Origin of the sequence: Aromatoleum toluolicum (assembly GCF_012911005.2) — a bacterium.
GTDB classification, from domain to species: Bacteria; Pseudomonadota; Gammaproteobacteria; order Burkholderiales; family Rhodocyclaceae; genus Aromatoleum; species Aromatoleum toluolicum.
This window is the reverse complement of record NZ_WTVS01000106.1, coordinates 1-12569: the sequence shown is the minus strand read 5'-3', so window position 1 is coordinate 12569 and position 12569 is coordinate 1. Positions and strand designations below refer to the sequence as shown.

Sequence of the window (12569 nt, the reverse complement as noted above, 5' to 3'; positions counted from 1 at the left end):
GGATGTGTTCGTGGTCATGGCGACGACTCGGAGTGTGCACACCGCTGCGGTTGCGGCGGGGCCGCATTCCGCGCAAGCAAGGCGCTCGCGGGTGGCCCGGGAAAGGTGTGCGCACTCTATCAACAGTCGTCATGCGACTTGTTGACGAGGATCAGTCGCCGCGGTGGCAGCCCGGCGCGGCTGAGGCACTGCGCCGGGTGAGGCTTACGGCGGGTTGGAACAGGTGTTTGTCATCCAGTCCTTGCCGGTGCCGGAGGTGTTGCTGGTTCCGCCCTGGCTGTTGGCGATGCGGTCGCCGACCGCCTTGCCGGCCGAGCCGCAGTCGGTGTCGGACCAGTCCGAGTTCTGGCGGAAGTTCACGATCTTGAGCTTGGCGCGGCGGTAGTACGGCCCTTCGCTGTAGTTGGAGGAATTGCCGTTGGTCGCCACTTCCTTGCTGCCGACCTGGCCGGCCTCGGCGCCGACGTCGTTGAGGTTCACGAGGAAGGACTTGTTCTTCCAGCCGTGCGGGACGGCGACGTGGCACCAGTTGCAGCGCATGCTGCCGATCTTTTCACGATGGTAGGAGTGCAGGTCGCCCCGGCCGCCGCCGCGGAAGCCTGTCGTCCCGCCGCCGTTGGCATACACGGTCGCATGACACTTGAAGCACAGGGCGCCGGTGTCCGGGCTGCCGCTGCTCGAATTGTAGGGGCCTTTCAGCAGGAAGTTGTTCGTCGAGCCGTGCGGCCCCCAGGGGTTGGGGCTGGTCGGTGTGATCGTTCCGGCCGCGGTGGCGTTGCCGTGGCAGTCGGTGCAATGCATCGTGTTGGTGCCGACGCTGGTGTTCCACGGTGCGAGCCAGGAGTTGGCGCTGGCGTTGTTGCGCAGCGAAGTCGTGCGCCCGGTGCTCGCCATGACGGGATGCCAGGAGCGATGGTTGTTGGTGTTGTAGCCGGCACCCGCGTCGGTGCCGACGCTACCGGGGGCGCCCTGGTGCGTGATCGGCGCCTGGAATTCACGCGCCTGGTTGGTGTAGCGCGTGTAGCTGTTCCTTTCGGTGACCGCGCTGCCGGAGGGCGTGCCGGGCGCGCCGAGTTCGGGGCGCCGGATGCCGCTCGGATAGACATTGTCGTCCGGATAGCCGAAATCGGAATGGCACTTCAGGCACACCTGGTATTCGCGCGTGACCCAGGGGCTGGTGACGGCGGTGGCGGCGCCTTGTCCGCCATCGCCGCTCTTCTCGGTGAAGCTGTTCGGCAGTGCGAAGAAGCTGCGCGCTCCATAGACCGGTTCGACGCCGAAGGTGCCGCGCAGCGCGCCCGACGCGATGTTGCCATTCGTGCCGCCCGGGACGTGGGTGCGCTGGTCGGTGCCGGTGAGGTTGAACACGCTGTTGCGCGTGACGCGGTGCGGGTTATGGCAGTCGGTGCATTCGGCGTGGCGGTTGTTGACGTCGATCTGGCCGAGCGTCTCGCGGTTTTCGGCGAAGTTGCGGTCCTTGATGTCGTGGCTCTCGACGCCGGATTTCTGTTCTGCGGTCGTGATCGGCATGTGCCGCAGCAGGCTGAAGTCGGTCTTGATGTTGGGCACCGTGCCGGTGGCGGTGCCGATGATGCTCTCGCCCGCGGTCGTATGGCACTGATAGCAGGTTTGCTCGATCGCCGAGACCGTGTTGGGCGCGGCCGATGAGCCGGTCATGAAACTGCCGACGCCGGTGCCGCCGGTCGCGCCGCTCACGCCTTCGCGCAGCAGGCGGCGCGTGCCCTGCACGGCATGGGTGTCGTGGCAGTTGAGGCAGGCCGCCTGCCAGACCTGCGTCGTCGTCGGGAATTCCCGGCGGTTCGCGGAGTCGGTCTTGTACTGCTCGTCGGCGATCGTCTGCGAGGCGTGCGAGGATTGCGACCAGGCGGTGCCGAGCTTGTCGTGGCAGCCGAGGCAGATCTGGTCGGAGGCGGCATTGAACGCGCCGCCGGCCGGGTTGGCGCTCTGGAAGCGGTTCAGGCGCAGGAATTTCGACACGTCGAGGTGCGGGTCGTGGCAGGTGGTGCATTGCACCTGCCCGGCTCCAGCCGTGCCGGTCGGCTGCAGCGGCAGCAAGGGCTTGAGGCCGGGGCCGCGGATGCCGATCACGCTGCCGCTGGCAGGGGGGTGGCGCTGCTGTGCGTCCATGCGGCGCAGTTCGCCGTCGGCTGCGGCCAGCGTGTCGTTGAACGTGAACGAGATCGGGTGGTCGTTGCGCAGGTCGACGCCGAGATTGCGCGTGAAGCCCGAGGTGGCGCCCTGGGGTCCGGCGGGCATCTTGCCCGCGTCGGTGCCGCTCATCGTCACCGATACGTTGGTGTTGCCCCCCAGAACGCCGACCGTGCCGATCGCCATCGTGCCGTCGTGACAGGACAGGCACAGCTTGGAGCTGCCGCCCGGCTGCGACAGCGCGCCGAAGATCGTCTGCGCGTCGAGCGAATTCGATGTGTAGGGGGTGTAGGTTGCGTTGGAGAGTTCGCGGTTCCACAGCGGCGCCGGCGCGCTCGCATTGGCGGCGTGAGGCGTGTGGCAGAACACGCAGATCTGGCTTTCCGTGTTGGCCTTGACCGTGCCGGAGCCGGATGTGGACAGGTTGTGCTTGGTGTTGGCGATCTTCGACTGCTGGGCCGAGGCGGGCGTGATGCAGGCGATCGCGAGCAGGGCGAGTGCGGTGCGCTGCAATGCGCGAACCCAGTGGCGGGTAGCGACAACCCGGTGCGGGGTGTGGCCGGCGTGCCGGACCGCGGATACCGCGGTAGCGGAAGCTCGGCTGTTCCGCGCTGGCGGTTGGCCGATGGAGGGGCCATCGTTGATGGGCTCGTTCATCGTCTGTCGGGTGTGCGTTGACCGTTGGGTTGCCCGCACGCCATCCAGCGCGGGTCCGAATCGACCGGCCCCATGTCGACGCCGAGTCGGGGTTGCAAGTTCCCCCGGGCCCGGCGGGCAAGGACGGATAGTCACGCTTGCTTGTGCAAGGCTCGTTCTTTTCGCCGATTATCGGGTACGGCCGGGTGAATGCAAAGCGCCGAAACGTATCCGTTGTGCACGCTACGCGCGGATTACCGCGCTGCGGAGGCGGGAGGCGTTTCCAGGTAGGGGAAGTATTGCCGGTCGGCGCCGACGAGGTGCTGGGCGACGATGTCGTAGGCGAGGAACTGGAACACCTCGGCGATGGGGAGTTCGGTGTCCTGCCGGGCGCGCTCGAACAGTCGGGTCGCTTGCGCGAGAAGGTGTTCGTGCTCGGCGGCATGCGCCACGCGGGCGGGATAGCCGATGGCGTCGTGCAGCCGCTCTTCTTCCGCAAAGTGCGCGGTGATGTCCTCGACGAGGACTTCCATCGCTTCGAGGACTTCCGCGCGTGGTGCGTGCGAAATCACCGCATGCAGAAGGCGGTTCGCGTGTTCGAAGAGCTGACGGTGCTGGTGGTCCACCCGCGCGTTGCCGCTGCGGTAGCTGTCGCGCCACACCAGCTCGACCGGCGAACTGCCCAGGCGGGTGCCGTCGCTCGCGAAGGCGGAATAGGGGTCGGAGACGACGCGATTGCGTCCGCTGTCCTTGGCCCGGTACATCGCGCGGTCGGCGCGCGCGAGCCAGTGCTCGAAGCCTTCGCTGCTGTGGTATTCGGCGACGCCGACGCTGATGGTGACCGGTCGTGCGCTCGACAGCTGCGCCTCGGCCACGCGCGCGCACAGCTTCTGGGCCAGTTGTTCCGCTTCGCGCAGGGCGGTGTCGGGCGCCAGCACGACGAATTCCTCGCCGCCCCAGCGCGTGACGGTGTCGGCACGGCGGATGTCGCTGCGGATGCAGCGGACGAGCTCGACGAGCACGTAGTCGCCGACGGCGTGGCCGAGCTGGTCGTTGATCTCCTTGAAGTGGTCGACGTCGAGCACCAGCAGGGAGACGGAATGGCCGTGACGTTCGGCGCGGGACATTTCCAGCAGGGCGGCGTCTTCGAGATGGCGGCGGTTCCACGCACCGGTCAGCCGGTCGGTGTAGGCGAGGCGCTCCATCTGTTCGAGGGCGTGCAGGAGCTCGGCGTGGCGCGCCTCGGCGTACTCGGCCGGGTTGGCGATGGTGCCGGTGCGTGCGCCCGTTTCGGTGGCGATCATCCCCGCTGCGATGATTTCGCCGTCGCCCGCGCGCAGCGGGAAGCGCGTGATGAGGAAGCGGCGCGAGCGCAGTCCGACGATGGCTTCTTCTTCGCTGTGCGTGACCTCGGCGGATGCGCCGTTGCCGATGCGCAGGACGCGGGGGGCGCCGGCGGTGCGCAGCACGTCGTCCTCATGCCGGCCCGGCAGCGATTCGGCGGGGATATGCAGGATCTGCGCGAAGGCCTCGTTGGCGTAGAGGTAGGTGCCGTCGTTGCCGCGAATCGCGATCAGCGCCGGCGACTGGGCAACGAGCGAGTGCAGGAGCGACGCGCGGGCGTCGCGCGCCGGGGTTTCCGTTGTGACCAGGGTTTCGCTCATTCGACCAAGTTCCGAGTGCGTGAACAATAACCGCACTCCCGACAATGGCTTGCGATCGTCGGCATTCTAGCGGGATCGGGGTGTATTTGGCGTGATTCCGGTCACGTGTATTCGGCCTGTGGCGGCAGGCGACGGCGGGAACAAAGCGCGGTATAGTCCGCTCCGTTCGACATCTCCTGAATTGCCCGTTTGTATGCGTATTTCATCCGATTGCGCGCATGTCCTCGACATGTATCCGAGGCCGGCGCAGATGACGCGGCGGAACGGCGAATTGCGTCGGGGGAGCGGCCGTGCCCGGCCCTGAGGCGATGCGCCGCATGGACCGCTGGCTCGGCGTGCCGCTGTGTGCCGCGCTGTCGGGAATGCGCAGGGCGGCGCGTGCGCGGTGGCGAACGCGGGCTCAGGAGCAGGCGGTGCGCCGCGTGCTCTTCGTGCAGCTGGCCGAATCCGGCAGCATGGTGCTTGCCGATCCGGCGATGCGGGCGCTGGCGGCGCGCAGCGGTGCGCAGGCGTATTGCCTGACCTTTGCGCACAATCGCGACAGCCTCGCGATTGCCGGTACGGTGCCGCCCGAGCGGGTGTTCGTGATCCGCACGGGGTCGCTGCGCGTGCTGGCGGCGGATGCCTGGCGTTTCCTGCGCGACGTGCGCCGGGCGCGCATCGATGCGCTTGTCGATCTCGAGCTGTTCTCGCGCCTGACCGCGGCCTTGTGCCTGCTGACGGGTGTGCGCCGGCGCGCGGGTTTCCATCGCTTCGAAGGGGTTGGTCTGTATCGCGGCGACTTGTATACGCATCCGCTTGCCTTCAATCCGCAGCTGCACATGGCACAGAATTACCTGATGCTGGTCGAGGCCTTGTTCGCCGAGGACGTGCCGCCTGCGCCACGCCTGCCGGCAGCGATGCTGGTGCCGCGCGTGCGTCGGCGCGAGTTGGACGCGGGCGAGCTGGCGGCGGTGCGCGACAGGCTGGCCCGCCTGGGGGGCTGTCCGGGCGGCGACGAGCGCATCGTGTTCGTGAATGCCAACGCGAGCGCGATGCTGCCGCAACGGCGCTGGCCGCAGGCGCACTTCGTCGCGCTGGTGCGCGCGACGCTCGCACGCCATGCGGAGGTGCGCGTGCTGCTGATCGGTGCCGAGGACGACCGCGCGACGACCGCGGCGATCGCGGCCGAGGTCGGGGATGTGCGCTGCGTCGATATCGCGGGGCACTTCGCCCTCGGCGAATTGCCGGCGCTGTTTACGCTCGGCGCCGCGCTGGTCAGCAACGACTCGGGCCCCGCGCACTTCGCCGCGGTGACGGCCCTGCCCGTGATCGCCCTGTTCGGGCCCGAGACGCCGGTGTTGTTCCGGCCGCTGGGGGACGCGACCGTGATCAGTGCCGGGCTGGCCTGTTCGCCGTGCGTGAATGCGGGCAATCAGCGGCGCACGCGCTGCACCGATAACCAGTGCATGCAGCGGATCTCGGTCGCGGAGGTGTTCGGTGCGCTGTGCCGCGTGCTCGATGCGCGGCCGGCGCGGCTGTCGCCGTGCGACGATCTGGCCGGGGTCGGGGCGTGATACCGCGCCGGCGCATTCCGCTGGAGTGGGGCGATCTCGCGGAGGCGTTGCGCGCGCCGTGGGGGTCGGCCGACGCCACGGCGGCGCAGGTGGCGGCCTTCGAGCGCGCCTTCGCCGACGCCGTCGGCGTGCCGCATGCGATCGCGACCGCGAGCGGCCGCGATGCGCTCGGCCTGATCCTGGACGGGCTGGGGCTCGGTGCGGGCGACGAGTTGGTGATCCCGGCCTACACGCTGGGCGAACTGGTTCCGCTGATCCGCGCGCGCGGCATCGTGCCGGTGCCGGCCGACGTGGATCCGGCGAGCTTCAACATGACGGCCGACAGCGTCGCCGTGCGCATCGGGCCGCGCACGCGCGCGATATTCGTCGTGCATCTGCTCGGTGCGCCGTGCGACATCCGCGGCATCTGTGCCCTGGCCGATGCGCACGGCATTGCGGTGGTCGAGGACTGCGCGCATGCGTTCGGGGCGTCGATCGACGGCCGTCCGGCCGGGAGTTTCGGCCGCGCCGCGCTGTTCAGCCTGGAGGCGACGAAGGCGGTGGCGGCGTTCGGTGGTGGCGTCCTGACGACGGCGGACGAGGCGCTGGTGGCCGCGACGCGGGCGCGCCTGGCCGGGCGCGCCCGACGCGAGTGGCCGCCGGTGCGCAAGATGCTGCTGAAGTGCGTGGAAGAGCTTGCGGTGCGCAGCCCTGCGTACGCGATCGCCGCGCGCCTGATGTTTTCGGCGCGCCGTGGCGGCGGTTTCGACCGCCTCTATCGCCAGGCGCATGACCGGGTGCGCGGCACCGCGGCTGCGTTCAGCGGCTTCCAGGCGCGGCTGGGCCTACGCAAGCTGCAGCGGGCGCAGGCGCGGCAGAGGCGGCTCGATGCGCAGTGGGAGGTGCTCGCGCGCAGCCTGCCGCCACGTTTTGTCACCCAGCGGCGCGACGACTTCGGTCGGCCGGCGTTCTACAACTTCGTCGCGCGCTTTCAGGGCGACATCGGCGCCCTGCGTGTCGCGGCGCAGCGGCACGGCCTGGACCTGGGCATAGGCGGGGAGGTGATGGACGACACCGCGGCGATGCTCGGCTACACCGATTGTCCCGGTGCCGCGACGGCGGCGGCGCAGGCGGTGCTGATCCCCCTCTACGACGGGCTTTCGGAGGGGCGCCTGCGGCGCACGGCCGCCATTCTTCGGCGCCTTGCGGAGGAACTCCCATGACCGGTTCGGGACATCCCGTCGTCGTGTTGCGCGTCGACCGCGAGGCGGGGCGCCATACGGGGCATCCGCGCCACCTGCATCCGGCGCTCGACCTGATGTACGTGCAGGCCGGGCTGGAGGAGGCCCTGAAGGTCGCGGTGCCGCTGCTCGATGGCTGGCTGGGGGACTTTTCCGTCGACGCGTTCGTCGCGCGGGTGCTGGCATTGAAGCCGCGTGTCGCGGTGATCCGTGGCGTGACCTGGTGCCTGGAGGAGTCGGTGCGCGTCGCCGCGGCGCTGCGCGCGGCCGGGGTCGTCACGATCGCGGTCGGGCAGCAGGTGCAGCACGTCGCGCGGACGCGGTTTCATGGCTGGAGCGAGGCCTACGACCTTGCCGTGGCGGGCGAACCCGAGGAGGAGGCGGTGCGCCTAGCGCAGCGCGTGCTGGCAGGCGAGGAGCTTGCGGCCCTGCGCGAGGAATGCCGCTTGCGCATGGACGGGGGCGAAGTCGTGCTCGTGGGCGCGCCCGATGCGCTGCCACGGCCGCGCTTCGGGCGTGATGCGCTGAAGGCGTATGCGTTCCCGTTCCCGGTACGCGGGCGGCCGGCGGCACGCTGGGGCTACGTGCTCACCGCGTGGGGCTGTCCGCGGCCGTGCCGCCATTGCACGGCCATCGTGCGCAAGAGCGTCGGACGGGACTTGCGGGTGCGCTCGCTCGGCGACGTGGTCGACGAGGTGCTTGCGCTGAAGGCCGCCGGGGCGCAGGCGATCGCCTTCGAGGACGATTCGCTGCTGGTGCATCGCGGTCGCTTCCTGCAGCTGGCCGACGAACTGGTGCGTCGCGGCGTCGAGCTGCCGTGGATGGCGAATGCGCGTCCCGACGAGCTCGACGAGGAGCGGGTGGCCGCGGCCGCGGCGGCCGGTGCGGTGTTGCTGAAGGTGGGGGTCGACAGCGGTTCGGCGCGGCTGATCGAGCGCCTGGGCAAGACTGCGGATGGTGCGGGCTGGGTCGCCGCGACGGAGTCGGCGTTCGAACGCCTGGATCGGGCCGGTATCGGCTCGGTGGCCTTGTTCATGGTCGGCATGCCGGACGAGACCGAGGGCGATGCCGCGGATACCCTGGCGCTGGCGCGGCGCATCAGCCCGGATTACCTGCAGATGCAGATCTATCGCCCGTATCCGGACGTGCCCTTGTGGGGCGAGTTGCCGCAGCAGCTGCGCACGCACGGTGCCGAATACCACTACCTGACGCCGGCGAGTAGCTGCAGCCGCATTCCGCCGGCCGCGCTGACGGCCTTGCAGCGCCGCTTCTACCGGACCTTTTACCTGCGCCCGGGATTCGTCGCGCGCCACCTCGCGCGCCACTGGCGGCACTACCTGTCGGTGACCGGGCTGGCGCGCGCGCCCGGCGCACTGGCCTATCTGCTGCGCGGCGCCTGAAGATTTGCGAATGAGCCCGGCGCGCGGCCGGGCCCGAAAACCGGCTTAGTGGCCGGAGCAGCCGCAGCCGCCGCCGCCGCCACCGCCGCCGCAGCCGCCGCCCTGACGGGCCGGTGCCGGTGCCGCAGCGGGTTCGGATTCGCGCGCCTGGAGCTGGATGCGGAAGTCGATGACGATGTTGCCCGGTTCGCGCGCCACATACGCGATCGCGACCTGCGAGCCGTAACGCTGCTGGATCTGGCCGAGCAGCGGCAGCGGATCGTGGTCGTTCACGAAGCGCATCGTCTCGCCGTCCTCGAGCGATTCGAGGGCGCCGAAGATCGCGGCGTGGCGGAAGCGCTTGGCCACGCCGCGGGCGTCGAAGGGGAAGATGGTGTTGTCGAGGATGGGCAGCTCGCTCATGAGTCGGGTCTCCGGGTTGGGGCGGCGAAAGTGCTGAGAATGGGCAAAAAAAAAGGGGTGCCGCAGGGTTCCGATCGTAGGGGGCGCCGGGGGGCTGCGCCTTGAGCCAGAACAAGAATCGAATCGTGGTCGCGGGGTGGCGGGGAGGTGCCGCCGGTTGCACGCGATATGACAATGCGCAGGTTCTTGTTCCGTGTGTTATCTTTAGATAAAACAAGAACATATTTGAGCAAAGAGGATGAAGCGACCTGGGCGAAGTCCTTGCGGGTGCCGGAGGCCGGAGGCGAAGGGGATTATCGCTGTGCGCAGCCGCGGCATGCGGGGTGGTCTTGCGTGTGCATGCCAAAGTCATCGAGGGGGCGATGCGCGCTAGTCGCCGGTCGGCGCCGCGGGTGCCGGATGCGCGGAAACGCATGCGTCTGGGCTTGCGCGGACGCTATACCCTGTACGGCGCGACGCTGACCACGCTGGTCGTGGTCGTGATGGCGGCGCTGTCGTATTTCAATGCGCGGACCCTGGTGCACGGAATTGCCACGGGGCACCTCGCGCAGATCGCCAGTTCCGTTTCGGACCGCATCGGGCGCACGCTGGACCTCGCGCATCGCGAACTGGCCGCGCTTGCCGCGCAGCCGCTGCTGTCGAACGCACTGCTCGACTCGCAGGGCCGCGACGCCTACCTGAGGCCCTTCCTCGCCCGGCACACGCTGCCGGTATCCATCGACTACAACCTGGTCGTGACCGACTACCGCGGCGAGCCCGTCGCTGCGCGCAAGGCGCCGCGGAGCTTCCGTGGCGAGGCATGGCTGGCGGAAAAGGTGTTGCGCGGCGAAACCCATGCCGCGATCGAGCGGCTCGACGCCGACGCCGATGCCGTGCTGCGCGTCGCGGTCCCCATCCTCGTCAATGCCACCGGCACCTTCGAGGGGGCGCTGGTGTTCGAGGCGAATCTCAGCCAGTGGTTGCGCAGTGCCGGTTCGCCCTTCGATCTGCACGACGACGGCCTGACGGCGGTGGCCCTGACCGCGGGCGGCGGCATGGTCATGCAGCGCAGTTTTCCGGGCAATTCCACGCGGCTGGTGTCGAGTTCGCATGCGGTGAACCCCGGGCTGCCCCTGGCGGCCCCCTTGCTGGTGAGCGTGAGCATGGATGCCGAGGTGTTCGAGCGACCGATCGAGGCGCTGCTCGCCGAGCACGTGGCATGGGGCCTGGTTGCGATCCTGCTGGTCGGTGCGGCCAGCCGCGCGCTCGCACGCGCGCAGACGCGCCGCATCGAGGAGCTGGCCAGCGTGGCGCGCGCGGTCGCGCTGACCGGGCTGCCGCGGCAGGGCTTCAGTGCGGGGTACTTCGGTAACGACGAGGTGGGGGATCTCGCGGCGAGCCTCGTGCGCCTGCTCGAGGAACTGAAGGCGCACGAGAGTGAGCTGGAAACCCTGGTCGAGGAGCGCACCGCCGACCTGAACCGCGCGCAGGCGATCGCGCACGTGGGGAGCTGGGTCTACCTGCCGCAGGTACCGAAGCTCGAACTGTCGGCCGAGACGCGCCGGCTTTTCGGTTTGCCGGCCGATTCCCGGCTGTCGTGGCAGGCCCTGCAGGAGGCGGTGCACCCCGACGATCGCGCGGTGGTGCAGAGGGCGTGGAGGCGGGTGATCGCCGGCGAGCCCTTCGATATCGAACATCGGGTGCTTCTCGGCGAGGAGGTGCGCTGGGTGCGCGAGATCGCCAAGCGCATCGCGCTGCCGGGCGAGCCGCCGCGCTGCGTCGGCACGGTGGAGGACGTCACGGAGCGGCGCCTGACCGAGGCGCGCATGCGCGAGGCGATGGTGGTGTTCTCGGCGTCGAGCCAGGGCATCATGACGATGGACGCGCAAGGCACGATCACTTCGGTGAATCCTGCTTTCTGTCGCATCACCGGTTACGCGGCCGAGGAAGTGCTGGGCCGTAAGGCGACGGTCTTCGGCGCCGGACGGCAGGACGACGCCTTCAACGACGCGATGTGGTCGGCGCTGAAGACGTACGGGGAGTGGGAGGGGGAAGTCTGGAACCGGCGCCGCAGCGGCGAAATCTACCCGCAATGGCTGACGATGTCGGCGGTGCGCGGCGAGGGGGACGGGGTCGTCGAATATGTCGCGATGTTCAGCGACATCACCGAGCGCAAGCAGCACGAGGACGAGATCTGGCGCCAGGCCAACTTCGACGCGCTGACCGGGCTGGCGAACCGCAGCCTGCTGTACGACCGCCTCGACCGCACGCTCGCGAATGCGCGCCGCAACGGCTGCAAGGCGGGGCTGCTGTTCCTGGATCTCGACGGATTCAAGTGGGTGAACGATACGCTCGGCCACGACGTCGGCGACGAGCTGCTGGTCGAGGTCGCGCGCCGCCTGAAGGGCTGCGTGCGCGAGCAGGATACGGTGGCGCGCCTGGGCGGGGACGAGTTCACGATCGTGGTCGGCGAGCTGCACGACCCCGAGGACCTGCGCACCGTCGGCGAGAAGGTGCTGGGTGTGCTGGAGGATCCAATCGCGCTGGCGGGCACGCGACACCAGATCTCGGGCAGCATGGGCATTACGGTATTCCCGGACGACGGCGAGGACGTGCACAGCCTGCTGCGCAACGCCGACATCGCGATGTACAAGTCCAAGCAGAACGGCAAGAACCGCTTCCACTTCTACGCGCGCGAGATGCAATGCGACGCGCTCAGGCGCATGCAGATCGAGACGGACCTGCGCGCGGCGCTCGCGCACGGCGAATTCACCCTCGAATACCAGCCCATCGTCGTTGCCGACAGCGGCGAACTGTTCGGCGCCGAGGCGCTGATCCGCTGGGCGCATCCGCAGCTCGGCGCGGTGTCGCCCGCCGATTTCGTGCCCGTGGCCGAGGACAGCGGCCTGATCGTGCCGATCGGCGCATGGGTGCTGCGCGAGGCGGTGCGCCAGATGCACGCCTGGCGCCTGCTCGGCCATGCCCTGCCGCATCTGGCCGTCAACGTGTCGGGGGTGCAGTTCCGCGATCCGGCGCTGACCGAGCTGGTCGCCGAGGTGATGGACGCCTATGCGGTGGCGGCGGGGGCGCTGACGCTGGAGATCTGCGAGTCGGTGATGGTCGATGCCAACAGCGCCACCGAGCAGCGCATGCGTGTGCTGAAGGAGCAGGGGGTCGCATATTCGCTCGACGATTTCGGGACGGGGTTTTCATCGCTGTCCTACCTCAAGCGCTTTCCCGTCGACATCGTCAAGATCGACCGCAGCTTCGTGCGCGATTGCCCCGACGACCGCAGCGACGCGCACCTGGTCGCGGCCATCATCAACATGGCGCACAGCCTCGACCTGAAGGTGGTCGCAGAAGGGGTCGAGACGCAGGCGCAGGCGGATTTCCTGCGCGAGCGGGGGTGCGATTACCTGCAGGGCTACCTAATCGCCAAGCCGCTGCGCGCGGAAGCCTTCGAGGGGCTGCTGCGCCGCAGGGGATCGCGGGCCAGCCGCGAGGGTCTGTCGCTGGTGGCGGGCTGAAGGGGCTGAAGGGGCT

7 protein-coding genes are annotated in these 12569 nt (G+C 69.2%); 4 read left to right on the top strand and 3 right to left on the bottom strand.

The features are described 5' to 3' along the window. Nucleotides 1-204: 204 nt before the first annotated feature. The gene (locus tag GPA27_RS26255; RefSeq protein WP_246261503.1) at nt 205-2682 is read right to left on the bottom strand and encodes a cytochrome c3 family protein; all 2478 of its coding nucleotides are present in this window, start codon (nt 2680-2682) and stop codon (nt 205-207) included. Between the two features lie 377 nt (nt 2683-3059). Then, complete coding sequence (locus GPA27_RS26250; protein WP_169143381.1) at nt 3060-4469, bottom strand: diguanylate cyclase; 1410 nt, start codon at nt 4467-4469, stop codon at nt 3060-3062. Between the two features lie 290 nt (nt 4470-4759). Here GPA27_RS26250 and GPA27_RS26245 point away from each other — a divergent pair, with 290 nt between their 5' ends. Genes GPA27_RS26245 through GPA27_RS26235 form a run of 3 tightly spaced genes read left to right on the top strand, consistent with a single transcriptional unit; the run spans nt 4760 to nt 8645 of the window. Beyond that, entirely contained in the window at nt 4760-6025 is a 1266-nt protein-coding gene (locus GPA27_RS26245; protein ID WP_256223124.1) for a glycosyltransferase family 9 protein, read from the top strand. Next, complete coding sequence (locus GPA27_RS26240; RefSeq protein WP_169143380.1) at nt 6022-7227, top strand: aminotransferase class I/II-fold pyridoxal phosphate-dependent enzyme; 1206 nt, start codon at nt 6022-6024, stop codon at nt 7225-7227. Before GPA27_RS26245 ends, GPA27_RS26240 begins: the two co-directional genes overlap by 4 nt. Beyond that, on the top strand, nt 7224-8645 hold the full coding sequence (locus GPA27_RS26235; RefSeq protein WP_169143379.1) for a B12-binding domain-containing radical SAM protein: 1422 nt from the start codon (nt 7224-7226) through the stop codon (nt 8643-8645). Before GPA27_RS26240 ends, GPA27_RS26235 begins: the two co-directional genes overlap by 4 nt. Before the next feature lie 45 nt (nt 8646-8690). Here GPA27_RS26235 and GPA27_RS26230 read toward each other — a convergent pair whose 3' ends face one another. After that, nucleotides 8691-9047 carry a DUF2249 domain-containing protein gene (locus GPA27_RS26230; protein ID WP_169143378.1) on the bottom strand — a complete coding sequence of 119 codons (357 nt, stop codon included), beginning with the start codon at nt 9045-9047 and terminating at the stop codon, nt 8691-8693. A 413-nt stretch (nt 9048-9460) separates the two neighbouring features. On the opposite strand from GPA27_RS26230, the gene GPA27_RS26225 reads away from it, so the two are divergent. After that, a complete protein-coding gene (locus GPA27_RS26225) occupies nt 9461-12553 on the top strand; it encodes a bifunctional diguanylate cyclase/phosphodiesterase (protein WP_169143377.1) in 3093 nt (1030 codons plus the stop codon). Nucleotides 12554-12569: the final 16 nt, after the last annotated feature.